Here is a 24,860-nt window from a genome sequence, read left to right as displayed (position 1 = left end):
GGTAAAGAGAAAACGGCGGGCGCCATAATAAAGAATGGCCGGATGGGTTTTTGATTTATAAGTGCGGAGAAACAATTCAAGAGAAAAAAAAACGGGGCTGAATATGATTAAACAACGGGATAGCATTTCAGGCCATGTATTTTCGGCGATTATGCTTTAGGCACGCATATGTGTTTAATGAATAAAATGACGCTCAAATATCATTGAGATTTATAAATTAAGCGTGTTGACGTTTTTTGTTCAAAATTATTTTTCGCAGTGATGGATAATTCAGGCTCTGACGATTATCACCGATGTTTGATAAATGTAATTAATCCGTTAAAAGAGTGACTCCCTATGGCGCGCAAAACGAAGGCTGAGGCGCAGAAGACACGCCTGTTGTTGATTGAGGCAGCGATAGAGCAGTTTGCCGAACGAGGTGTAGCTAACACCACGCTGACCGATATTGCTGACGCCGCCAGTCTGACCCGGGGGGCCATATACTGGCATTTCAGCAGCAAAGCGGAGATATTTAATGCCATCTGGCAGGAGCAATGCCCGCTGCGCGAGATCATTCGCGGTCAGTTATCACAGATGACAGAAAATGATCCGTTATTTATTTTACGTGAACTGTTTGTTACCGCTTTGCAATATATTGCCCGGGATCGTCGTCAGAGTACGCTATTGCAGATCCTCTATCACAAATGTGAATTCGAACAGGGCATGATTTCAGAATATGAAATCAGGGAGCGGATCGGCTTTAACTATGAAAACGTTCGTCAACTTCTACAGAGATGCGTTGCGGCAGGTCGTATTTCCACGCAAATCAATATCGACATGACGTTAATTGTTTTTCATGGTTTTTTTTGCGGGCTGATAAAAAACTGGTTAATGAACCCGGAAAGGCTGGACCTGTATCAACAGGCCCCGGAGCTGGTGGATAACATTCTCTCGACGTTACCGGCGGCGGCGATGCCGCGCCGATTTTACGACGCCGCTTCATAGCGATATCGGCCCGTTCAGATTCGCTGTGCCAGCATAGCTTGTGGATCGTGGCTCAGGGCCTTAATGGTCTGCGCAGAGACGGGTTTACCCAGCAGATAACCTTGTAAGGTGTTGCATCCCAGTTCAGTCAAAAACGTCTGCTGCTCCTGGGTTTCCACCCCTTCGGCAACCACCTTCAGGTTGAGGGTCTTTGCCAGCGCAACGATGGCGGAAACGATAGTGGCATCGTCACCCGCGCCGTTGAGATCTTTGACAAATGCCCGATCGATTTTCAGCTCACAGGCTGGCAGCTTTTTCAGGTACAGCAGGCTGGAGTAGCCCGTTCCAAAATCATCAATAGACGCTTTCACGCCCGCCTGCGTCAGTTCGGTCAGCACCCGCACGCTCTCATCCGGATTATTCATGGCCGTCGTTTCGGTCACTTCCAGGATCAGAGTGTGGGGTGGGATCCGGTGTCGCGCCAGGCTACTCATTATCGTCTCCACCAGCTGGGGTTGTTCAAACTGCAGCGTGGAGAGATTTACCGCCATCGACCACTCGGTATGCCCTTCAAGGTGCCAGACGCGAAGCTGGCGGCAGGCCTCATCAATCACCCAGTTGCCGATAGGAATAATCAGCCCACTCTTTTCCGCCAGCGGCAGAAACTGTTCTGGAGATAATAATCCTTGCGCAGGATGCTGCCAGCGCAGCAGGGCTTCAAAACCGACGATGGGGCCAGCCGGGGCCTGGAACTTTGGTTGATAAACCAGATGCAGCTCCTGACGATCCAGCGCCATCCACAGATCGTTCATCAGCTGCAGCTGTTTCTGCGCCAGGGTGTTCATCGAAGGCTGGAAGAAGTGGTAGCCGTTACGTCCCATATGCTTGGTGTGGTACATCGCCGCATCGGCGTTAAACATCAGCTCCCGCTGGTTTTTGCCATCGTGCGGATAGATAGCCACCCCCACGCTGAGGGTCACCACCAGGTCGTACAGCTCAAGGCTGAAGGGCTGGTCGATCGCGTGTACCAGGGCGCTGGCCAGCGACGCGGCATCGTTCGGGGTATCGATCTCGGCCAGCAGAACAAACTCGTCGCCGCCAATACGGGCGAGGGTGTACTGACCTTTTAGCGGCTGTTCCAGACGCTCGGTAACGGCAACCAGCAGCTTATCGCCCGTGTCATGCCCGTAGGCGTCGTTGACGGCTTTAAAACCGTCCAGATCCATAAATAGCAGCGCGAAGAGCTTCCCTTCGCGATCGGCTTTGTTGATGGCCTGATCGAGACGGTCTTCCAGCAGCACGCGGTTTGGCAGGCGCGTCAGCGTGTCGTGCAGCGCCAGCTGCGCCAGTTCGCGGTTGGCTTCCGCCAGCGACGAGGCCAGAAGGGCTGTGCGGGCCTGCAGCCTGGCGTCAAACATCGACACCAGCAGCGTAATCCCCAGGATAGAGAGTGCAACGACGCTCACCAGCACCGCCAGCCAGCTGCCGTTTACCCCCTGGTGATGCATATGGGCCTGCATCGGAAACTGGGCTGCCTTCATCCCTGTGTAGTGCATGCCGGCAATGGCAACGCCCATCAGCACGGCGGCGCCCGCGCGCATCAGCGCGACCTGGGCGGCATCGCGACGCAGACGAAACGTGAGCCACAGGGCGGCCAGCGAGGCGAGCAGGGCAATTACCACCGACAGCGCAACCCAGCGCATATCCCAGACGATAGCGGGCTCAACCTGTAATGCCGCCATCCCGGTGTAGTGCATCGCGACAATGCCGGCACCGAGAATGACGGCGCCGGTAGACAGGCGACGCCTGCGCAAATGATCCCGGCTCACCAGCCAGAGCGCGAACAGCGAGGCGCCGATGGCGATGAACATTGAGAGGGCGGTCTGCAGCAGGTTGTAGTTCAGCCGCATGGAGACATCCATCGCCAGCATGCCGATAAAATGCATGGCCCAGATGCCAATGCCCATGGCGATACCACCGCCCGTCAGCCAGACACGTGCCGCGACGCCCGTACTGCCGACAACCCGGCCGGCCATATTCAGGGCGGTGTAGGAGGCAAGAATAGCGACAACAAAAGAGATAACCACAAGAAGTTGGTCGTATTGGCTAACCAGCATGATCTCATCAACTCAAACGCAGGGAGGTATTACGTGATACCGGGTGAGACGGGCTGAGACATTAGCACCCAACAGAGATGCCTCAAAGGCTTTTAAACCCGCACAATTTTTGAGGAAAAGCAGGGGCTTAATCCAGATCCGAGCAGTTAATTAGCTTAAGGGGATTCACTGAATTCATGTTGCGGCATTTGTCCGTTTCCGTAGACATCAACTCAATCCACTGCATTATCAGCGCATCGAAAAGGAAAACGCTAATCGCGAAGACGACTAACCACCCATACTTACGGATCATTCGGAGTTTCCGGGGACAAAGGAAAAGAGTGCAGGAAATATACACGAAAAATAGCGGCTGAGAAGTGGGCAGACTGATGTTTACGTTTCGGCTGTTAGCAGCGTGATGAGGGGAACAAAACGGGGGAAGGCAGAGCATAAAAAAAGGCGCTTCCCCATGCCGGTTCGCGCCTTTTTATACAAGCATTTAGCTAATCGAAATTAGTTCATGCCGTACTTTTTCAGTTTCTTACGCAGCGTACCACGGTTGATGCCCATCATCAGGGCAGCACGGGTCTGGTTACCGCGGGTGTATTGCATCACCATGTCCAACAGGGGCTGTTCAACTTCAGCCAGTACCAGCTCATACAGGTCGTTAACATCCTGACCATTCAGTTGAGCAAAATAGTTCTTCAGTGCCTGTTTAACCGAGTCACGCAGGGGCTTTTGAGTTACTTGATCCTGAGAGTTAACGGTGGAAACGGTCAGTACGTCAGAATTTACGCGTTGTTCGAACATAGTTCTGTCAGCTCTTTATTTCATTACGCAAGATTTTCGAAGTATGCCTCCAACGCCTCCAGCTGATCGCTGGCATCCTCTATGGCGTTGAATGTGCGCCGAAACTGGTCATTTGGAGCGTGCTCCTGGAGATACCAGGAGACGTGTTTACGCGCAATTCGGTACCCTTTTGTCTGACCGTAAAAGTCATGCAATTCCCGAACGTGCGAACAAAGCAAGCGCTTAACCTCTGCCAGCGGCAGCGGGGCAAGCAGCTCCCCAGTGTCCAGATAATGCTGGATTTCCCGAAAGATCCAGGGTCTTCCCTGAGCCGCACGTCCTATCATCAGAGCATCAGCTCCCGTATAGTCGAGCACAGCTCTGGCTTTAAGCGGGTCAGTAATGTCGCCATTCGCGATAATCGGAATGGAAACTTTCTGCTTAACTGCCCGAATGCTGTCGTATTCAGCTTCGCCGTTGAACAAACAGGCGCGGGTGCGTCCATGTATGGTCAGGGCCTGAATGCCACAATCTTCGGCCAGTTGGGCAATCTCTACACAGTTACGGTGATCCGGCGACCAACCCGTGCGAATCTTCAACGTAACAGGAACGTCCACTGCGCTGACAACCGCCGTCAGGATGGACTTCACCTGGTCGGGGTATTGCAGAAGGGCTGAACCTGCAAGCTTGCGATTCACCTTTTTGGCCGGGCACCCCATATTGATATCAATAATCTGGGCGCCACTCTCCACGTTAATACGCGCGGCGTCTGCCATCTCTTCAGGCACGCTCCCGGCGATTTGCACGGTGCGGATGCCTGGTTCGTCAATGTGCACCATCCGAAGACGGGATTTATCGCTTTCCCAAACCTGCGGGTTAGACGACATCATCTCGGAAACGGTTAAACCTGCTCCCATCTCATAACACAGCGTCCTGAACGGCCGGTCTGTAATACCTGCCATAGGTGCTGCGATCAGGCGATTTCTGAGCTGGTGGTTTCCGATGCGCATGAGTTAAGAAATGACCATACTGTGACTGCAAGGCGGCGTATCTTACGCATTTTTTGCACGAGATGAAAGGCCAAACTTTGAACAATCCCCTGTTGTAGATCAATGAATCACGGGTAATGGTTTGACCGAAAAAATATAAATGATACAAATCATAAAGTTAATGAATTATGGCGATTTTATCGCCGCTTACAATTTCCCAAAACTTCTCGTTTTTTCTTAATGAATGAAACCTTTGGACGGGATAATCTGCTGTTTTTATCAGCAGATTATCCCTGTTCTTTGCGATCTGCGTCGCATTTTAGAACATGATCGTTAGTGCCGTGAGGCGCATTATTCCACCACAATCCGCCCATGTAGCGACTGTACCGGACGGTTATTAGTGTGGTGCATTGTATGGCTAAATTTTTCCAGCTGGTCGGCAGAGAGGGTCAGCGGGTGCTTGAGGACAATCCAGGTCACGCCTTCTGAACAGGGCGGTGTGGTCAGCGAGCCGCTAAAGCGCCAGAAAGTTTTGTCGTCAGGCAGCAATTTGTTCAGATCCAGATGCGTAGGGAGGGTTGCTGACTGCTCCGGCTGAGCGGGCATTTTACGCCAGAGCTTCTCCAGTTCCTGATTTTTTGCGCCCCGATCAAACATCACCGCGACCACGGCGATCTCTCCCTCGGCATTGCTGTGCACCAGGTGCATCTCCATCGCATATTTCTTACCGTGAATGGTGTTCTCGCTGGGGGCGTGGAAGTGAAACTGTTGCAGGGTCCAGGTTTGGCCGTCGAGGAGAATAGTGTCGCGGGTGCCCTCTTTTTCGCCTGCCTGAATAGTGTGGCCGTTATTCACCAGGGTGGTGGGGCCATCCGTATAGTGCGTTTCAAGCGGCGCGAGATGGGCGTTGAGCGTGGCATCGATGTTAATGGGGGATTGATTCTTGCCGCTCTGGCAGGTCTTCCAGGCCTCATCCAGATTGCCCCAGTGTTCCGGGGAGCCTTCGCCTTCGTAACTCCAGTGAGAGGCGCAGGCGGATGCAGAAACGAGGCTGAGTGCCAATAGCACAGCCTTGTGAATAATTGTCGGCATAATATTCTTCCTATGAATAATTTAAATAAAAACAGCTACTTAAAATGGAAGAGGCAGTTTACCGGAGATAGCGCGTTTGCCGATGAACAAATTGCGGCAAAAAAGCGTGGCCAGGCGGCCACGCGGAAGGGATTACTTTTTACGACCGGTAATGCGGCACCACTCTTCTTTCTCAACCACCGGGTCGAGTGCGAAGAGATCGGCGTAGGCTTCGCATACGCTTTCCGCCTGGCTGGCAAGAATACCGGAAAGGCCCAGCAGACCGCCCTCAACGGGCAGGACGCTGATTAACGGTGCCAGCTCGCGCAACGGACCGGCGAGAATGTTAGCGACCACCACGTCGGCTTTCATCACCGCTGGCTGGTCATTCGGCAGGTAGAGCTCAAGACGGTCGGAAACGCCATTGCGCTGCGCGTTATCGCGGCTGGCCTGAATCGCTTGCGGATCGATGTCGATCCCAATCGCTTTTGCCGCGCCCAGCTTCAGAGCAGCAATCGCGAGGATCCCCGATCCGCAGCCAAAGTCGATCACCGTTTTACCGTCCAGATCCAGACCGTCGAGCCACTGCAGGCACAGGGAAGTTGTCGGGTGGGTGCCGGTTCCGAACGCCAGGCCCGGATCGAGCATCACATTAACGGCATTTTCGTCCGGCACGTCGCGCCAGCTCGGGCAGATCCACAGGCGCTTGCCGAACTGCATCGGGTGGAAGTTATCCATCCACTCGCGCTCCCAGTCTTTGTCTTCCAGCTGCTCAATCTTGTGCGCGAAACCAGCGCCCAGCAGCGGATGATTTTCCAGAATCGCCACCACTTCGGCCATATCCGTTTCGGCATCAAACAGGCCAATGACGTCGGTATCGCCCCACAGACGGGTTTCACCCGGGAGGGGTTCAAACACCGGGGTGTCATGCGTGTCCTGGAAGGTAACAGAGACCGCACCGGCCTCTACCAGCGCATCACTCAGCTCTTCGGCGTTCGCGCCGGTCGTATTCAGTTTTAGTTGGATCCACGGCATGGCAAAACTCTTTATTTATCAGTAGAAATCACGGCTGCCTGTGGCAGGGGTTGACCGAAACGGTTCCCTATCACAAACGCCAGCAAACTTAACAGCAGCGAGGGCACAATCGGGTGGAAGCCCAGGTACTGAATTTTAAAGGAGGCAAGCACGGCATAGAGCACGCCACCGACGATCATGGCGCTCAGAGCACCGGCCGCGTTGGCACGTTCCCAGTACAGGCCCAGCACCAGCGGCCAGAGGAACACCGCTTCCAGACCACCAAACGCCAGCAGGTTCAGCCAGATGATCATCTCAGGCGGCTTCCACGCGGCCAGCAGCAGCAACGCCCCCAGCACCAGGGTGATGACGGCGGACATCCGCTTCAGGCGTCGCTCATTGTTCATCTGCTCAGGATACATATTCAGGTAGAGATCTTTAATGATCGTAGCGGAACTTTGCAGCAGCTGGGCGTTAATTGTCGACATGATCGCCGCCATAGGAGCCGCAAGAAAGATCCCGGCCGCAAACGGAGGCAGCACTTTTACCATCAGGGTTGGGATCACCAGATCCGGCACGGTTAAGTCCGGGATCACCGCCCGGCCCAGCGCCCCGGCCAGGTGCATGCCGAGCATCAGGATCGCCACCACGATGGTGCCAATGATGATTCCCCGGTGCACCGCCTTGCTGTCTTTATAAGAGATGCAGCGCACGGCCGTATGCGGCAGACCTATCACCCCGAAGCAGACCAGCACCCAGAAGGAGGTCATAAAGGTGGGAGAGAGGATGTCATCCGCGCCCTGCGGCGATACCAGCTTCGGATCGATGGTTTGCAGCGTTTCCACCGCATGGGTTAACCCACCTGCCGCATGCACCACGCCCACCAGCAGCACAATGGTGCCAATCAGCATCACCATGCCCTGCATGGTATCGTTGAGCACGCTGGCGCGGAATCCGCCAAACGCGGTGTAGAGCGCGATACTAATACCAAAAATCAACAGGCCCGTTTCGTAAGGGATCCCGGCGGCGGTCTCAAGCAGGCGCGCGCCGCCGATAAACTGCACAGTCATGGCACCGATAAAGGCCACCAGCAGGCTCAGGCTGGCCAGCCAGACCAGCAGGCGGCTCTGATAGCGGGCAAACAGCATGTCGTTGAGGGTCACCGCGTTATAGCGGCGTGCCAGGATCGCAAATTTTTTCCCGAGAATACCCAGCGAAAGCCAGACGGCGGGCAGCTGGATCATCGCCAGCAGCACCCAGCCCAGCCCGTATTTATAGGCCGCACCCGGGCCGCCAATAAAGGAGCTGGCGCTGATATAGGTGGCCGTCAGGGTCATCGCCAGCACAATACCACCCATCGAGCGGCTGCCGAGGAAATACTCATTCAGGAAGGTGCCCGTCGTTCTTTTACGCATTGCATAAACGGACAGGCCAAAAACAACAAACAGATATGCGACGAGCGGCAGGATCACTTCAAGCTGCATTATCGTCATCCTCCAGCGGAATATCGCGATAGATGAATTTCACCATCGCCCAACAGAGCAGAATAAACACCAGCGGGACCAGCAGGCAGGCCATCTCAAACCAGTGCGGCAAACCGGTGATGCCGATAGCAGAGTCAGGTATGTAAGCAGTTACTAACCACGCGGCGAGATAGAGAAGGGTTAACCACAGCGCCCAGCGCGCTTCTTTGTGGGCCTGAACAAAACGTTTGTCCATTTTTTGTCCCTTGTGGAAAAAGAAAGCGGGGATTGTACCTTATGGGGCTTCGCAACCCCCAGAAATAATAAAGGCCGGATTAACCGGCCTTTTGCTGCTTAATAATGCTTATTTTTCATGAAGACCGAGTTTCTTCTCCAGATAGTGGATGTTGGTGCCACCATGCTGGAAGTTCTCATCGCTCATAATACGCATCTGCAGATCAACGTTGGTTTTGATACCGTCGATGATCAGCTCCTGCAGGGCGTTCTTCATGCGGGCAATCGCCACGTCACGGGATTCGCCGTAGCAGATCAGCTTGCCGATCATGGAGTCATAGTACGGCGGTACGGTGTAACCGGCGTAGATATGGGACTCCCAGCGCACACCAAAGCCACCCGGCGCGTGGAAACGCGTGATTTTACCCGGGCTCGGCAGGAAGGTGTTCGGGTCTTCGGCGTTGATACGGCATTCCACCGCATGGCCTTTCACCACAACTTCTTCCTGCTTGATGGACAGAGGCTGGCCGGCAGCGATGCGCAGCTGCTCTTTGATCAGGTCAACGCCGGTGATCATTTCGGTAACCGGGTGTTCAACCTGAATACGGGTGTTCATCTCGATGAAGTAGAACTCACCGTTTTCGAACAGGAACTCGAAAGTACCCGCCCCGCGATAGCCGATATCGACACAGGCTTTAGAGCAACGCTCGCCGATGTAGCGACGCAGTTCCGGGGTGATACCCGGTGCGGGTGCCTCTTCGACCACTTTCTGGTGACGACGCTGCATGGAGCAGTCACGTTCTGCCAGATAGATCGCGTTACCCTGACCGTCTGCCAGCACCTGAATTTCGATGTGGCGTGGGTTTTCCAGGTATTTTTCCATGTACACCATGTCATTGCTGAAAGCGGCTTTCGCTTCCGCTTTGGTCATGGAGATGGACTGAGCCAGTTCGGCATCGCTGCGCACAACGCGCATACCGCGACCGCCGCCGCCGCCGGACGCTTTGATGATAACCGGGTAGCCAATGCGTTTCGCATGAGCACGGTTAGCATCCATGTCGTCGGTCAGAGGACCGTCGGAGCCCGGTACGGTTGGCACACCGGCTTTTTTCATGGCGGTGATTGCAGACACTTTGTCGCCCATCAGGCGGATGGTGTCAGCTTTCGGGCCGATGAAGATAAAGCCAGAACGTTCTACCTGTTCAGCAAAGTTGGCGTTCTCAGAGAGGAAGCCATAACCCGGGTGAATCGCTACCGCGCCAGTGATTTCAGCGGCGCTGATGATAGCCGGGATGTTCAGGTAGCTTTTAACGGACGGAGCCGGGCCGATACAGACCGTCTCATCCGCCAGTAATACGTGTTTCAGATCGCGGTCCGCGCTTGAGTGCACAGCGACGGTCTTAATGCCCAGCTCTTTACAGGCACGAAGAATACGCAGTGCGATCTCGCCGCGGTTGGCGATAACAATTTTATCCAGCATGTTCGCCTCGTTACTCGATGACGACCAGCGGCTCGTCAAATTCAACCGGCTGACCACTTTCGACCAGAATCGCTTTCACAGTACCTGACTTGTCAGCTTCGATCTGGTTCATCATTTTCATGGCTTCAACGATGCACAGGGTATCGCCCGCGTTAACTTTCTGGCCCACTTCGATGAACGCTTTAGCGTCCGGGCTCGGGGTGCGGTAGAAAGTACCAACCATTGGGGAACGTACGATGTGGCCACTGATTTCCGCTGCTGCTGGCGCTTCCATTGCTGGAGTCGTTGCCTGAGCGACAGCGTTAGACAGAGCTGGCTGCTGCATCATTGGTGCAGCATACGCTTGTTGCATAACCGGGAAGCCTGCGTTTGGCGCGGCACGGCTGATGCGTACAGACTCTTCGCCTTCAGAAATTTCCAGTTCGGAGATGCCTGATTCTTCAACCAGCTCGATCAGTTTTTTAATCTTACGAATATCCATGAGTGGGTTCCGTACTCTTTGTTTAGTGTGATTGTGACAGGCGTTTTACCGCTGTCTGTAAAGCGAATGAATAACCGTCAGCCCCCAGTCCACAGATGACGCCAGTGGCGATATCCGACAGGTAGGAGTGGTGGCGGAACGGCTCCCGCGCATGCACGTTGCTGAGGTGAATCTCAATAAATGGGATGCTCACTGCCAGCAGCGCGTCGCGAATAGCAACACTGGTGTGCGTAAACGCGGCCGGATTAATCAGGATATAGTCCGTGGAGTCTTTAGCCTGATGAATGCGGTCGATGAGTGCGTACTCCGCGTTTGACTGAAAATGGTCAAGTTCCACATTGAGTGCCGCCGCTTCGCTACCCAAACGGTTAACAATCTCGGTTAACGTCAGCGTGCCGTACTTCTCCGGTTCACGGGTGCCGAGCATATTCAGGTTCGGTCCGTTCAAAACTAAGATGTGAAACTTGTCAGCCATTATGCCGCTATCTCCTGCGATTCTCCGGTAAAAAACAAAATATACCTTCGATACGCGATTGTCACCCTTTCAGGGTCTGAAAAACCCATCGGGGAAACCAAAGTCGCACATTATAACGATTTCGTAGCATTTGGCAGCTAAATACTGGTCTTATCAGGGAAGATTATCAACCGCATTCGGATAAACACCCAGGAAGGATAAGCGATCTGCGGGAATACGCACGTTTTCGCCCGTTATCGCCACCACTGGCGAAACTTCTTATAACGCCATGCCAGAAGCACCCCTGCCAGCACGGCGTAGAGGATCGGCTGCGGCGAAAGGATTTTCACCGACCAAAGGTAGTGGATGGGGGCGAGGATCGCGACAAGATAGACAAAATTATGCAGAAGTTGCCAGCGCCTTCCCAGTTTTCGCTGGGCGTACTGAGTGGAGGTGAGGGTCAACGGCAGTAAAATTATCCAGCTGATAATCCCCAGGGTTAAGTAGGGACGGGTAACCAGCTCGCGTCCCAGCAGGGCCAGATTATTAATACCCAGCTCCAGAAACGCATAGCTGGTGAGATGCAGCGTCGCCCAGGCGAAACACCACAGCCCAAGCAGGCGGCGGGTGCGGATCAATAAAGGCTGTTTCGCGTAGCGCGCCAGGGGTGAGATCAGCAGAGTGGCCAGTAAAAATTTCAGCGCGGTGCGGCCGGTGAAGTGCTGAATATCTTTTGCCGGATCGGCGCTCAGGCCGCCGTGGTTGATGGCCCAGAACAGCCATATAAAAGGAAGCAGCCCTGCAAGATGCAGGGCGACCTTCAGCCAGGTAATCTGTTTTGCCGTCAGACGCACTTAGAAAAACTCCTTTAAGTCGAGGCCGCGGTAGAGCGACGCCACCTGGTCCGCATAGCCGTTGAACAGCAGCGTCGGCTGGCGTTTAACGTCCAGCGCGCCGCCCGAGCCAATGAAACGTTCGGTGGCCTGAGACCAGCGTGGGTGATCCACGTGCGGGTTCACGTTGGCATAGAAGCCGTACTCATTCGGGGCCGCAAGGTTCCAGGTCGTCGGCGGACGTTCCCGGGTCAGCTTGATGCTGACGATCGATTTGATGCCCTTAAAGCCATATTTCCACGGCACGGTGAGACGGATAGGGGCACCGTTTTGCGGCGGCAGGGCTTTGCCGTAGACGCCCACGGTGAGCAGCGTCAGGGGATGCATCGCCTCATCGATACGCAAGCCCTCAACATAGGGGTAATCAAGCCCACCACCGATAAACCGGTCTTTCTGTCCGGGCATGTTGTCCGGGTCATAAAGGGTCTGGAAGGCGACATACTTCGCGTCGCTGGTGGGCTCCACCATTGCCAGCAGCTTATGCAGTGGAAAACCAATCCACGGCACCACCATCGACCAGGCCTCAACGCAGCGCATGCGGTAGATTCGCTCCTCCAGCGGGAAGCGGGTGGTCAAATCATGGTAATCGAGGGTCAGGGGCTTCGCGACTTCGCCGTCGATTTTCAGCGTCCAGGGATCGGTCTTCAGGCTGCCAGCGTTGGCCGCTGGATCGGCTTTATCCAGGCCAAACTCGTAGAAGTTGTTATAGCCTGTCACTTTCTCTTCGGGGGTTTTGGCGAGCGTGTTCTGCCACTGGGCGGGCTGGGTAAAAGTCAGGGGCTTCCCGGAGGGCGCTTTCGGACGATCGTTGCCCTTAAACCAGTCCAGCAGGTCGGCCTGGGCAAGAGGCGAGAGCGTCAGCGCACCGGCACCGATCCCCAGCATTTTCAGGATCTGGCGGCGCTTAAGCATAAAAACGGATTCCGCGGTGATATCGGCTTCCGTCAGGGGTTTCACTTTCATGGCATCCTCCGTCATGCGTTTTTCTAAGCATGACGGAGGAGCAGGGTTAAAGCGAATATGTCACGAAAATTTGAAGATTAACCCAGCTTCACCAGCGTACGGCCCTGGATCTGGTTATTGACGATCTTCGCGGCATACTCCGGTGCCTGCTCAAGGCTAATCTGGGTGGCGCTTTGGTCATAGAAGGCGACAGGCAGATCGCGAACCAGTCGTTCCCATGCCTGGGCGCGGCGCGCTGGTGGAGCCATCACGGAATCGACACCCTGCAGACGGACGTTGCGCAGAATAAACGGCATCACGGTAGTTGGCAGGGCAAAGCCGCCCGCCAGGCCACACGCCGCCACGCAACCGCCGTAGTTCATCTGCGCCAGCACTTTCGCCAGCACTTTATCGCCCACGGTATCGACGGCACCGGCCCAGATCTGTTTCTCCAGCGGACGGGTCTCAGCGAACTCGTCGCGGCCCAGGATTCGGCTGGCACCCAGAGCGCGCAGATAGTCATGGGTGCTTTCACGGCCAGAAACCGCCGCCACCTGGTAGCCCAGCTTATGCAGCAGAGCGACCGCGGTGCTGCCGACGCCGCCGCTGGCACCCGTCACGACGACCTCACCGGACTGCGGAGTGACCCCGGCCTCTTCCAGCGCCATCACGCACAGCATGGCGGTAAACCCGGCGGTGCCGATGATCATCGCTTTGCGGCCATCGAGTCCGTTCGGCATCGGCACCAGCCAGTCGCCATTGACACGTGCCTGCGCGGCCAGCCCGCCCCAGTGATTTTCGCCCACGCCCCAGCCGGTCAGCAGTACCTGCTGGCCAACATGGAAACGCGGATCTTCGCTGGCGTGCACGCGGCCCGCAAAGTCGATACCTGGAACCATTGGGAAATTACGGATGATTTTGCCGGTGCCCGTAATGGCGAGGGCATCTTTGTAATTCAGGCTGGACCAGTCGATATCAACGGTCACGGCCCCTTCAGGCAGGCGGCTCTCTTCAATAGATTGCACTGATGCAAGAGTTTTGCCTTCCTGCTGTTCTAAGATCAAAGCCTGCATACGAATTCCTTACTCAGCATGGTGATTGGAAAAAAATTTTTGAAGACTATACTCGCTCATTGACCTGCGATGCCGATTTAACGCAATAAATTGCCAGATACACCGGATTTGGTAGTATGCCGATGCCATATTGCGAGTTAGTGCTCACTTGCTATCCTCATCAACTCACGGAGTAATCTCAAGGATGCGATTATCGACGAAGTTCTCAGCTTTTATCGCCTTGCTAACCGGGTTGACCATCTTCGTCACCCTGATTGGCTGCTCGCTCAGTTTCTATAATGCGATCCAGGGAAAGCTTACGAACCGCGTCCAGTCTGTGGCATCGGTGATTGATTCCCGCCTGGTCAGCACGCCCTTTCCAGAACTTTCCCGACAGCTGGACGAGCTGATGGCGCCGGTTGATATCACCCGTGTGGAGATTAAGCAGGGCGGAAAAACCGTTTTCAGCCACAGCGGGCAAAAAGTTTATCGACCGGCCGGCGCGCCCCCGCAGAATCTCGAGCTGACCGTCCCCTCCCTGAAAAACCCCGGTATGACCATAAGCCTGGCCTATCTGGACCCCATGAACAGTTATTTTCGTTCGCTGATGACCACCGCGCCGCTGACGGTGGCGGTGATCTTCGTGGTGGTGCTGATCTTCCTGGCGGTACGCTGGCTGCGTCGGCAGCTCTCCGGGCAGGAGCTGCTGGAGTCGCGCTCGGTGCGGATCCTCAACGGGGAACGCGGGGCCCAGGTGCGCGGGTCCGTCTATGAATGGCCGTCACGTACCAGCAGCGCGCTGGACGTGCTGCTGTCCGAAATTCAGTTTGCCAGCGACCAGCGCAGCCGGATAGACACGCTGATCCGCTCCTATGCCGCCCAGGACAACAAAACCGGCCTTAACAATCGTCTTTTCTTTGATAATCAGCTGGCGACCCTGCTGGAAGATCCTGAGAAAGTGGGATCGCACGGGGTGGTGATGATTGTCCGCCTGCCGGACTTCGACCTGCTGAAAGACAACTGGGGGCGGGCGGTGGCCGAAGAGCATCTGTTTATGCTCATTAATATGCTTTCCACCTTTATGATGCGCTATCCCGGGGCACTCCTGGCGCGCTATCACCGCAGTGATTACGCCGTGCTGCTGCCGCATCGCACCCTGAAAGAGTCAGAGAGCATTGCCAGCCTGCTGTTAAAGTCGGTGGATGCGCTGCCGCCAAGCAAAATGCTCGATCGCGATGACATGGTGCATATTGGCATTTGCGCCTGGCGCGGCGGGCAGACCACCGAACAGGTGATGGAACACGCTGAAGCCGCCACCCGCAATGCCGTGCTGCAGGGTGCCAACGGCTGGGCGGTTTATGATGACTCCCTGCCGGAAAAAGGGCGCGGCAACGTGCGCTGGCGCACTCTAATTGAACAGATGCTTACCCGCGGCGGGCCGCGGATCTACCAAAAACCGGCGGTGCTGGCCAACGGCCAGGTCCATCACCGGGAACTGATGTGTCGCATCTTCGATGGCAACGAAGAGGTGGTGTCGGCGGAGTATCTGCCGATGGTGCTGCAGTTTGGCCTGTCGGAGGAGTACGACCGCCAGCAAATTTCGCGATTGATGCCATTCTTATCCTTCTGGCCGGAAGAGCACCTGGCGCTGCAGGTGACGGTAGAGTCGCTGATCCGCCCGCGATTCCAGCGCTGGCTGCGCGATGTGCTGATGCAATGTGAAAAATCGCAGCGTAGACGGATTATTTTTGAACTTGCAGAGGCGGATGTTTGTCAACACATCAGTCGGTTACAGCCGGTGGTTCGGCTGATCAATGCGTTGGGGGCTCGTGTGGCGGTGACGCAGGCGGGTCTGACGCTGGTCAGCACCAGCTGGATTAAGGCGCTGGAGGTAGAGCTGTTGAAGCTGCATCCGGGGCTGGTAAGGAATATCGAAAAACGCACGGAAAACCAGCTGCTGGTACAGAGCCTGGTTGAAGCCTGCAAGGGAACGCAAACGCATGTATTTGCAACGGGCGTACGGTCACGAACCGAATGGCAGACGTTGACAGAGCGCGGAGTTACAGGGGGTCAAGGGGATTTTTTTGCGGCCTCTCAGCCTCTTGACAGCAATGTGAAAAAATATTCGCAAAGATACTCTGTTTAACCTGCCGTTTGGTGAGATTTCACGTAGAATATCGCGCCTGTAGCGTGATGTATGACGAGCAAAATGACAGTGAGCGACCTTTAACGGGTTACAAATGAACGTGAGGAACGCTGTTTTTTCTCTGCCCTGAGGGAGTCAGGCGACGATTTGTAACAAAGGAAACGTGCTGCACAAATTTTCACCGTAGCAGGCGATTTTTGCGCCTTGTCGCTGCTGCGTGTGGTTGGTAAAGTAAGCGGATTTTGTTTTCCGCCCCAGCTTTCAGGATTATCCCTTAGTATGTTGAAAAAATTTCGTGGCATGTTTTCCAATGACCTGTCCATTGACCTGGGTACCGCGAATACCCTCATTTATGTAAAAGGACAAGGCATCGTACTGAATGAGCCTTCAGTTGTGGCCATTCGTCAGGATCGTGCTGGTTCACCGAAAAGCGTAGCGGCCGTTGGCCATGACGCTAAGCAAATGCTTGGTCGTACGCCGGGTAATATCGCTGCCATTCGTCCGATGAAAGACGGCGTTATCGCTGACTTCTTCGTGACCGAGAAAATGCTTCAGCACTTTATCAAACAGGTGCACAGCAACAGCTTTATGCGTCCAAGCCCACGTGTTCTGGTGTGTGTGCCGGTTGGCGCGACCCAGGTAGAACGTCGTGCTATTCGTGAATCCGCTCAGGGCGCTGGTGCGCGTGAAGTCTTCCTGATTGAAGAGCCAATGGCTGCGGCGATCGGTGCCGGCCTGCCGGTTTCCGAAGCGACCGGCTCCATGGTGGTGGATATCGGTGGCGGTACCACTGAAGTGGCCGTTATCTCCCTGAACGGTGTGGTTTACTCCTCTTCCGTACGTATCGGTGGTGACCGCTTCGACGAAGCCATCATCAATTACGTTCGCCGTAACTACGGCTCTCTGATCGGTGAAGCCACCGCAGAGCGTATTAAGCACGAAATCGGTTCTGCTTACCCGGGTGACGAAGTGCGCGAGATCGAAGTGCGCGGCCGTAACCTGGCAGAAGGCGTTCCACGTGGCTTTACCCTGAACTCCAACGAAATCCTCGAAGCGCTGCAGGAGCCGTTGACCGGCATCGTCAGCGCCGTCATGGTTGCCCTCGAGCAGTGCCCGCCGGAACTGGCTTCCGATATCTCCGAGCGCGGTATGGTTCTGACCGGTGGTGGTGCGCTGCTGCGTAACCTCGACCGCCTGTTGATGGAAGAGACAGGAATTCCTGTCGTAGTTGCAGAAGATCCACTGACTTGCGTAGCCCGTGGTGGCGGCAAGGCGCTGGAAATGATCGACATGCACGGCGGCGACTTGTTCAGCGAAGAGTAGTCAGGTGTGAAAGGGTAGCGGATGGCTACCCTTTCTCTCTGACGCGAGAGTACGCATAGCCTATGAAGCCAATTTTTAGCCGTGGCCCGTCGCTACAGTTTCGCCTGATCCTTGGGGTGTTGGTAGCGCTTGGTGTCATTATTGCCGATAGCCGCCTCGGTACGTTCAGCCAGATCAGAACGTACATGGATACCGCCGTCAGTCCTTTCTACTTTGTATCAAATGGTCCCCGTGAATTACTCGACAGCGTCTCGCAAACCCTGTCCTCACGCGATCAACTCGAGCTTGAAAATCGCGCGTTACGCCAGGAACTGCTGCTGAAAAACAGCGAAATACTGATGCTGGGTCAGTACAAGCAAGAGAACGCCCGCCTGCGTGAGCTGCTGGGCTCTCCGCTGCGTCAGGATGAGCAGAAGATGGTGACCCAGGTGATCTCCACCGTTAACGATCCGTACAGCGATCAGGTGGTGATCGACAAGGGCAGCGTCAATGGCGTGTACGAAGGCCAGCCGGTCATCAGCGATAAAGGCGTCGTCGGCCAGGTGGTTGCGGTTGCCAAGCTGACCAGTCGCGTGCTGCTGATTTGTGATGCCACCCATGCGCTGCCGATCCAGGTGCTGCGTAACGATATCCGCGTGATTGCGGCCGGTAACGGCTGTACGGACGATCTGCAGCTGGAACATCTGCCGGCGAATACCGATATTCGCGTGGGCGATGTGCTGGTAACGTCAGGTCTGGGCGGTCGCTTCCCGGAAGGTTATCCGGTTGGGGTGGTCTCCTCCGTGAAGCTGGACACCCAGCGCGCCTACACCGTGATTCAGGCACGCCCAACGGCGGGTCTGCAGCGCCTGCGCTATCTGCTGTTGTTGTGGGGTGCCGATCGTAACGGTTCTAACCCGATGACCCCGGAAGATGTGCACCGCGTGGCGAATGAACGTCTGATGCAGATGATGCCGCAGGTTCTGCCTGCGCCAAACTCGATGGGGCCGCCTGCGCCAGTCCCTGCGCCGGCAACCGGGCTAACCCAGCCGCTGCCTGATGCGCCACCGCCACCGCAACTCTCCTCGGGAGGGCAATAGTGGCAAGCTACCGTAGCCAGGGACGCTGGGTTATCTGGCTCTCGTTTTTAGTCGCGCTGTTGCTGCAAGTGATGCCCTGGCCGGACGACATTCTCGTTTTCCGGCCAAACTGGGTGCTGCTTATTCTGCTCTACTGGATCCTCGCTCTGCCGCACCGCGTAAATGTGGGCACAGGTTTTGTGATGGGTGCCATACTGGATCTGATTAGTGGCTCAACGCTGGGCGTACGCGCCCTGTCCATGAGTATCATCGCATACCTGGTCGCTCTGAAATTCCAGCTCTTTCGTAATCTGGCGCTCTGGCAACAGGCGCTGGTGGTGATGTTGTTATCCATGGCCGCGGATATCATTGTTTTCTGGGCAGAGTTTTTAGTGATCAACGTCTCTTTCCGTCCGGAAGTGTTCTGGAGTAGTGTAGTAAACGGTGTGCTCTGGCCATGGTTGTTCCTGCTGATGCGTAAGGTTCGCCAGCAATTTGCCGTGCAATAAAAGGTTTCTATGACGTCTCTATATCTTGCCTCTGGTTCTCCGCGTCGTCAGGAGTTGCTCACACAGCTGGGCGTCTCCTTTGAACGCATCGTCACCGGCATTGAAGAGAAACGTGCCGAAGGTGAAAGCGCACAACAGTACGTTTCCCGTCTGGCACGGGAGAAAGCGCAGGCAGGCGTGGCGCAGGTGCCGCGTGATTTACCGGTGCTGGGCGCTGATACCATCGTGATCCTTAACGGTGAAGTCCTCGAGAAACCGCACGACGATGAGCATGCGTTTAGAATGCTGCGCAAATTGTCCGGCCATACGCATCAGGTAATGACCGCGGTCGCGCTGGCGGACCGCCAGCACGTGCTGGATTGCCTGGTGGTCACCGATGTCACGTTCAGAGTACTCACAGAAGAGGATATCGCCGGTTATATCGCCAGCGGTGAACCTATGGATAAAGCAGGTGCATACGGTATTCAAGGGTTGGGTGGCTGTTTTGTCAGGAAGATCAATGGCAGCTATCACGCCGTAGTCGGCTTACCGCTGGTGGAAACGTATGAGTTGCTGAGCAATTTTAACTCACTGCGTGAGGGAAGGGATAATTATGACGGCTGAATTGTTGGTAAACGTAACGCCCTCGGAAACCCGTGTGGCCTACATTGATGGTGGCATTCTTCAGGAAATTCATATTGAACGTGAAGCGCGACGCGGAATAGTAGGCAATATCTACAAAGGTCGTGTCAGTCGTGTACTACCGGGTATGCAGGCGGCATTTGTAGATATTGGCCTCGATAAAGCGGCGTTCCTGCATGCTTCCGATATCATGCCGCACACCGAATGCGTGGCGGGTGAAGAGCAAAAACAGTTTACCGTTCGTGATATCTCCGAGCTGGTGCGTCAGGGCCAGGATCTGATGGTGCAGGTGGTGAAAGATCCGCTCGGCACCAAAGGCGCGCGCCTGACCACCGACATCACCTTACCTTCCCGTTATCTGGTCTTTATGCCTGGCGCTTCACACGTTGGCGTTTCCCAGCGTATTGAGAGCGAAAGCGAACGCGATCGGCTGAAAAAAGTGGTCGGTGCGTACTGCGATGAGCAGGGTGGATTTATTATTCGCACCGCCGCAGAAGGGATCAGCGAAGAAGATCTGGCCTCGGATGCTGCCTATCTGAAACGCGTCTGGACCAAAGTGATGGAGCGTAAAAAACGCAACCAGACCCGCTATCAGCTGTACGGCGAGCTGGCTCTTGCCCAGCGCGTCCTGCGCGATTTCGCCGATGCCCAGCTAGACCGCATCCGCGTCGATTCCCGTTTGACCTATGACGCGCTGCTCGAATTTACCGCCGAGTACATTCCAGAAATGCCGGGCCTGCTGGAGCACTACACCGGACGCCAGCCGATCTTCGATCTCTACGATGTTGAGAACGAAATCCAGCGCGCGCTGGAGCGCAAGGTTGAGCTCAAGTCCGGCGGCTACCTGATTATCGACCAGACCGAAGCGATGACCACCGTGGATATCAACACCGGGGCGTTTGTCGGTCACCGCAATCTGGACGACACCATTTTCAATACCAATATTGAAGCGACGCAGGCCATTGCGCGTCAGCTTCGTCTGCGCAATCTGGGTGGCATCATCATCATCGACTTTATCGATATGAGTAACGAAGACCACCGCCGCCGCGTGCTGCACTCCCTGGAGCAGGCGCTGAGCAAGGATCGCGTGAAAACCAGCATCAACGGCTTCTCCCAGCTGGGTCTGGTTGAAATGACCCGCAAGCGCACCCGTGAAAGCGTGGAGCATGTGCTGTGCAACGAGTGCCCGACCTGCCACGGCCGCGGCACGGTAAAGACGGTGGAAACAGTCTGCTACGAGATCATGCGTGAGATCGTTCGCGTGCATCACGCCTACGACTCCGACCGCTTCCTGGTCTATGCTTCTCCTTCGGTGGCGGAAGCCCTGAAAGGGGAAGAGTCCCACGCGCTGGCAGAAGTGGAAATCTTTGTCGGCAAACAGGTAAAGGTGCAGATAGAGCCGCTCTATAACCCGGAGCAGTTTGACGTGGTGATGATGTAATCCGCAGGGTACTGCGAGACAAGAACGGCTGACAAGGAGAGACGCGTGAGGCGATTGCCGGGGATTTTACTGCTTACAGGGGCAACGCTGATAGTGATTGTCGCGCTGCTCGTAAGCGGGCTGCGCCTCATATTGCCGCATCTGGACACCTGGCGCCCGCAGGTGCTGGAGAAGATCGAGTCCGCGACCGGCATGCCCGTTGCGGCCAGCCAGCTCAACGCGAGCTGGCAGAATTTCGGCCCGACCCTCGAAGTGCGCGATATCAATGCGCAGCTGAAAGACGGCGGCCATCTGAAAATCAAACGTGTGACTCTGGCGCTGGACGTATGGCAAAGCCTGCTGCACCTGCGCTGGCAGTTTCGCGATCTTACCTTTTATCAGCTGCAGTTTCTGACCAACACCCCGCTGAAAAGTGGCGATCAGGGCGAAGGCTTCGAAGCCAACCGCATCAGCGATCTGTTCCTGCGCCAGTTCGATCATTTCGATCTGCGCGACAGTGAAATCAGCTTTATCACCCTCTCCGGGCAGCGCGCCGAACTGGCGATCCCTCAGCTCACCTGGCTCAATGGCAAAGATCGGCACCGTGCAGAAGGCCAGGTCAGCCTCTCCAGCCTGAACGGCCAGCATGGCGTGATGCAGGTGCGGATGGATCTGCGCGACGACAATGGCCTGCTCAATAACGGCAAAGTGTGGATGCAGGCCGATGACGTGGACGTCAAACCCTGGCTGGGTGAGTGGGTGCAGCAGAACATGCAGCTGGAAACCGCGCGCTTCAGCATTGAAGGATGGATGACCCTCACTAACGGCCAGTTCGCCAGCGGCGATCTCTGGCTGAAGCAGGGGGGGGCCAGCTGGCCGGGGAAGGCGCGCCAGCATCAGCTTTCGGTTGATAACCTGACCGCGCACGTCACCCGCGAAAAAGAGGGCTGGCAGTTCGCCATCCCGGATACCCGCATTACCATGGATGACAAGGCGTGGCCGCGCGGGGCCCTGGCTCTGGCCTGGATCCCGGGGCAGGACGTCGGTGGTGCCAACAATCAACGCAGCGACGAGCTGCGCATTCGCGCCAGTAATCTGGAGCTGTCAGGCCTTGAGGGGCTGCGCACCATCGCCTCGAAGCTCTCCCCGTCGCTGGGCGAGGTCTGGCAGGCCACCCAGCCGGTGGGGGCAATTAATGCTCTGGCGCTGGATATTCCGCTACAGGAGACCGACAAAACCCGCTTCAACATCGCCTGGACCGATCTCGCCTGGAAGCAGTGGGAACTCCTGCCGGGCGCCGAGCATTTCAGCGGCACGCTGCAGGGCAGCGTGGAGGACGGCCGCCTGGTGGCTAACATGCGCGATGCGAAAATGCCTTACGAAACCGTCTTCCGCGCGCCGCTAGAGGTGGAGAAAGGCACAGCCACCCTCCACTGGCAGAAGAACGAGAAGGGTTTCCAGCTCGACGGCCGAAACATCGACGTCAAAGCCAAAGCGGTGCATGCCCGGGGTGATTTCCGCTATCTGCAGCCGGCGGGCGATGAACCCTGGCTGGGGATCCTGGCGGGTATCAGCACCGACGACGGATCGCAGGCCTGGCGCTATTTTCCTGAGAACCTGATGGGCAAAGCGCTGGTGGACTACCTGAGCGGTGCCATTCAGGGCGGACAGGCGGATAACGCCACCCTGGTGTATGGCGGCAACCCGCACCTGTTCCCCTACAAGCACAACGAAGGCCAGTTCCAGGTTCTGGTGCCGTTACGTAACGCTACCTATGCCTTCCAGCCCGAGTGGCCGGCGCTGAAAAATCTCGATATCGAGCTTAACTTCATCAACGACGGGTTGTGGATGAAGACCGACGGCGTAGCGCTGGGCGGAGTGAAAGCCAGCAATCTCACCGCGGTGATCCCCGACTATTCGAAAGAGAAGCTGCTGATCGACGCCGATATCAACGGGCCGGGAAAAGCCGTGGGGCCGTACTTTGACGAGACGCCGCTGGATGATTCTCTGGGCGCTACCCTTCAGCAGCTCCAGTTGGATGGCGATGTGAATGCTCGCTTACATCTGGATATCCCGCTGGACGGTACCATGACGACCGCCAAAGGCGACGTCAGGCTCAAAAATAACAGCCTGTTCATCAAGCCGCTGGACAGCACGATTAACAATCTGAGCGGCCAGTTCAGCTTTGTGAATGGCGATCTGAAAAGCGGGCCGCTGACCGCCAGCTGGTTTAATCAGCCAGTGAATATCGACTTCACCACCACCGAAGGGGCGAAAGCCTATCAGGTGGGGATCAATCTGGATGCCAGCTGGCAGCCTTCGCGGATGGATGTGCTGCCAAAAACCATCAGCCAGTCGCTGGAAGGCCACTTCCCGTGGAACGGCAAGGTCGCGATTGAGCTGCCTTATCGTGGCGATGCCCATTACAAGGTGGATATCAGCGGCGATCTGAAAAACGTCAGCAGCGACCTGCCGTCTCCGCTGGAGAAGAGCGCGGGCGAGCCGCTGCCGGTGAAACTGAACGTCGTCGGGGATCTCAATAGCTTTACCCTGACGGGCAATGCCGGCAGCAAGAATCACTTTAACAGCCGCTGGTTGCTGAACCGCAAGCTGACGCTGGATCGCGCCATCTGGACCAGCGACAGCCGCACGCTGCCGCCGCTGCCGGAACAGGCGGGCGTCGAACTCAACCTGCCGCCGATGGATGGTGCCGAGTGGTTAGCGCTGTTCCAGAGCGGCGTCGGGCAAAACGTCGATGAGTCGGCGCAGTTCCCGCAGCACATCACGGTGCGCACCCCGGCCCTGACGCTGGGCGGACAGCAGTGGAATAACCTGAGCATCGTCTCGCAGCCGACCCTTAACGGCTCAAAAGTCGAGGCGCAGGGGCGGGAGATCAACGCCACCCTGCTGATGCGCGACACCGCGCCGTGGCAGGCAGAGATCCGCTATCTCTATTTCAACCCGGCGACCGCGACCGCCGGGAAAGGCAACCCTGTTTCGCCGTTAGCCAGCACCACGCGGGTTAATTTCAGCGGCTGGCCTGATTTACAGCTGCGCTGTGCTGAGTGCTGGCTGTGGGGGCAGAAGTACGGTCGTATCGATGGCGATTTCACCATTAAGGGCAACACCCTTACCCTGGCGGGCGGGCTGATTGATACCGGCTTCGGCCGCCTGACCGCTAACGGCGAGTGGGTGAACGGCACCGAGCAGCGCACCTCGCTGAAAGGGCAGATCAAAGGCAACAAGCTGGATGCGGCCTCGAACTATTTCGGTATCACCACCCCGATTCGCGGTTCGTCCTTTGACCTCGACTACGATCTGCACTGGCGCGCCCAGCCGTGGAAGCCTGATGAAGCCTCGCTGAACGGCATCCTCAAGACCCGGCTGGGCAAGGGGGAAATCGCCGATCTGAGCACCGGCCATGCGGGGCAACTGCTGCGCCTGCTCAGCTTCGACGCCCTGCTGCGTAAGCTGCGCTTTGACTTTAGCGACACCTTTAATGAAGGATTCTACTTCGACTCGATCCGCAGCACGGCGTGGATCAAAGATGGGGTCCTGCATACCGATGATACCCTGGTTGACGGGCTGGAGGCGGATATCGCCATGAAGGGCTCCGTCAATCTGGTGCGCCGCGAACTGGATATGGAAGCGGTGGTGGCCCCGGAAATTTCCGCCACCGTCGGCGTAGCCGCGGCCTTTGCCGTTAACCCGATTGTCGGCGCGGCGGTGTTTGCCGCCAGTAAAGTGCTGGGTCCGCTGTGGAGCAAAGTCTCTATTCTGCGTTATCACATCACCGGTCCGGTCGATAAACCGCAGATTAATGAAGTGCTGCGCCAGCCGCGCAAAGATGCACAGCAATGAT

At 56.2% G+C, this 24,860-nt stretch carries 22 protein-coding genes; 8 read left to right on the top strand and 14 right to left on the bottom strand.

Going from position 1 to position 24,860, the window contains the following annotated elements; all coding sequences use genetic code 11:
* Positions 1-336: 336 nt before the first annotated feature.
* A complete protein-coding gene (gene envR, locus V7Q49_RS16145; RefSeq protein ID WP_333853524.1) occupies positions 337-984 on the top strand; it encodes an acrEF/envCD operon transcriptional regulator in 648 nt (215 codons plus the stop codon).
* Between the two features lie 14 nt (positions 985-998).
* Here the strand turns inward: envR and V7Q49_RS16140 are convergent, their stop codons facing one another.
* The 14 genes from V7Q49_RS16140 to acuI all read right to left on the bottom strand — a co-directional run bounded on the left by V7Q49_RS16140 (position 999) and on the right by acuI (position 13,942).
* On the bottom strand, positions 999-3,080 hold the full coding sequence (locus V7Q49_RS16140; protein WP_333853523.1) for a putative bifunctional diguanylate cyclase/phosphodiesterase: 2,082 nt from the start codon (positions 3,078-3,080) through the stop codon (positions 999-1,001).
* Positions 3,081-3,207: 127 nt separating this feature from the next.
* Complete coding sequence (locus tag V7Q49_RS16135) at positions 3,208-3,372, bottom strand: DUF2556 family protein (protein ID WP_333853522.1); 165 nt, start codon at positions 3,370-3,372, stop codon at positions 3,208-3,210.
* Positions 3,373-3,572: 200 nt separating this feature from the next.
* Positions 3,573-3,869 (bottom strand): DNA-binding transcriptional regulator Fis, encoded by a 297-nt coding sequence (fis, locus tag V7Q49_RS16130; RefSeq protein ID WP_000462905.1) that lies wholly within the window; start codon positions 3,867-3,869, stop codon positions 3,573-3,575.
* 23 nt (positions 3,870-3,892) lie between these two features.
* Positions 3,893-4,858 carry a tRNA dihydrouridine synthase DusB gene (gene dusB / locus V7Q49_RS16125; protein ID WP_231313580.1) on the bottom strand — a complete coding sequence of 322 codons (966 nt, stop codon included), beginning with the start codon at positions 4,856-4,858 and terminating at the stop codon, positions 3,893-3,895.
* A gap of 330 nt (positions 4,859-5,188) precedes the next feature.
* Entirely contained in the window at positions 5,189-5,929 is a 741-nt protein-coding gene (locus V7Q49_RS16120) for a carbonic anhydrase (RefSeq protein ID WP_333853521.1), read from the bottom strand.
* A 132-nt stretch (positions 5,930-6,061) separates the two neighbouring features.
* Positions 6,062-6,943, bottom strand: a complete 882-nt coding sequence (gene prmA, locus V7Q49_RS16115) for a 50S ribosomal protein L11 methyltransferase (protein WP_333853520.1) — start codon at positions 6,941-6,943, stop codon at positions 6,062-6,064.
* Between the two features lie 11 nt (positions 6,944-6,954).
* Positions 6,955-8,406 (bottom strand): sodium/pantothenate symporter, encoded by a 1,452-nt coding sequence (gene panF / locus V7Q49_RS16110; RefSeq protein ID WP_333853519.1) that lies wholly within the window; start codon positions 8,404-8,406, stop codon positions 6,955-6,957.
* Positions 8,396-8,641 carry a YhdT family protein gene (locus tag V7Q49_RS16105; RefSeq protein WP_333853518.1) on the bottom strand — a complete coding sequence of 82 codons (246 nt, stop codon included), beginning with the start codon at positions 8,639-8,641 and terminating at the stop codon, positions 8,396-8,398. Before V7Q49_RS16105 ends, panF begins: the two co-directional genes overlap by 11 nt.
* Before the next feature lie 108 nt (positions 8,642-8,749).
* Entirely contained in the window at positions 8,750-10,099 is a 1,350-nt protein-coding gene (gene accC / locus V7Q49_RS16100; protein ID WP_333853517.1) for an acetyl-CoA carboxylase biotin carboxylase subunit, read from the bottom strand.
* Between the two features lie 10 nt (positions 10,100-10,109).
* Positions 10,110-10,580: an acetyl-CoA carboxylase biotin carboxyl carrier protein gene (gene accB, locus V7Q49_RS16095; RefSeq protein ID WP_333853516.1), complete on the bottom strand. Its 471-nt coding sequence runs from the start codon at positions 10,578-10,580 to the stop codon at positions 10,110-10,112.
* 22 nt (positions 10,581-10,602) lie between these two features.
* Positions 10,603-11,055: a type II 3-dehydroquinate dehydratase gene (gene aroQ, locus V7Q49_RS16090; protein ID WP_333853515.1), complete on the bottom strand. Its 453-nt coding sequence runs from the start codon at positions 11,053-11,055 to the stop codon at positions 10,603-10,605.
* Between the two features lie 233 nt (positions 11,056-11,288).
* The gene (gene msrQ / locus V7Q49_RS16085; RefSeq protein WP_333853514.1) at positions 11,289-11,888 is read right to left on the bottom strand and encodes a protein-methionine-sulfoxide reductase heme-binding subunit MsrQ; all 600 of its coding nucleotides are present in this window, start codon (positions 11,886-11,888) and stop codon (positions 11,289-11,291) included.
* On the bottom strand, positions 11,889-12,890 hold the full coding sequence (gene msrP / locus V7Q49_RS16080; RefSeq protein ID WP_333853513.1) for a protein-methionine-sulfoxide reductase catalytic subunit MsrP: 1,002 nt from the start codon (positions 12,888-12,890) through the stop codon (positions 11,889-11,891).
* 77 nt (positions 12,891-12,967) lie between these two features.
* Positions 12,968-13,942 carry an acrylyl-CoA reductase (NADPH) gene (acuI, locus tag V7Q49_RS16075; RefSeq protein WP_333853512.1) on the bottom strand — a complete coding sequence of 325 codons (975 nt, stop codon included), beginning with the start codon at positions 13,940-13,942 and terminating at the stop codon, positions 12,968-12,970.
* A gap of 184 nt (positions 13,943-14,126) precedes the next feature.
* Here acuI and csrD point away from each other — a divergent pair, with 184 nt between their 5' ends.
* The 7 genes from csrD to yhdP all read left to right on the top strand — a co-directional run bounded on the left by csrD (position 14,127) and on the right by yhdP (position 24,859).
* The gene (gene csrD / locus V7Q49_RS16070; RefSeq protein ID WP_333853511.1) at positions 14,127-16,067 is read left to right on the top strand and encodes an RNase E specificity factor CsrD; all 1,941 of its coding nucleotides are present in this window, start codon (positions 14,127-14,129) and stop codon (positions 16,065-16,067) included.
* A gap of 279 nt (positions 16,068-16,346) precedes the next feature.
* A complete protein-coding gene (gene mreB, locus V7Q49_RS16065; RefSeq protein ID WP_000913396.1) occupies positions 16,347-17,390 on the top strand; it encodes a rod shape-determining protein MreB in 1,044 nt (347 codons plus the stop codon).
* 62 nt (positions 17,391-17,452) lie between these two features.
* Positions 17,453-18,469 (top strand): rod shape-determining protein MreC, encoded by a 1,017-nt coding sequence (gene mreC, locus V7Q49_RS16060; protein ID WP_333853504.1) that lies wholly within the window; start codon positions 17,453-17,455, stop codon positions 18,467-18,469.
* Entirely contained in the window at positions 18,469-18,957 is a 489-nt protein-coding gene (mreD, locus tag V7Q49_RS16055) for a rod shape-determining protein MreD (protein ID WP_333853502.1), read from the top strand. The genes mreC and mreD overlap by 1 nt, the downstream gene beginning before the upstream one ends.
* A gap of 9 nt (positions 18,958-18,966) precedes the next feature.
* Positions 18,967-19,560, top strand: a complete 594-nt coding sequence (locus V7Q49_RS16050; protein WP_333853500.1) for a Maf family protein — start codon at positions 18,967-18,969, stop codon at positions 19,558-19,560.
* Entirely contained in the window at positions 19,550-21,019 is a 1,470-nt protein-coding gene (gene rng, locus V7Q49_RS16045; protein ID WP_142487291.1) for a ribonuclease G, read from the top strand. The genes V7Q49_RS16050 and rng overlap by 11 nt, the downstream gene beginning before the upstream one ends.
* Positions 21,020-21,064: 45 nt before the next feature.
* Positions 21,065-24,859 carry an AsmA2 domain-containing protein YhdP gene (gene yhdP, locus V7Q49_RS16040; protein ID WP_333853497.1) on the top strand — a complete coding sequence of 1,265 codons (3,795 nt, stop codon included), beginning with the start codon at positions 21,065-21,067 and terminating at the stop codon, positions 24,857-24,859.
* The last annotated feature ends 1 nt before the right edge of the window (position 24,860 follow it).

It is taken from the genome of Leclercia sp., from assembly GCF_036780805.1.
Taxonomy (GTDB): domain Bacteria; phylum Pseudomonadota; class Gammaproteobacteria; order Enterobacterales; family Enterobacteriaceae; genus Enterobacter.
This window is presented reverse-complemented; position numbering and strand designations above follow the sequence as displayed.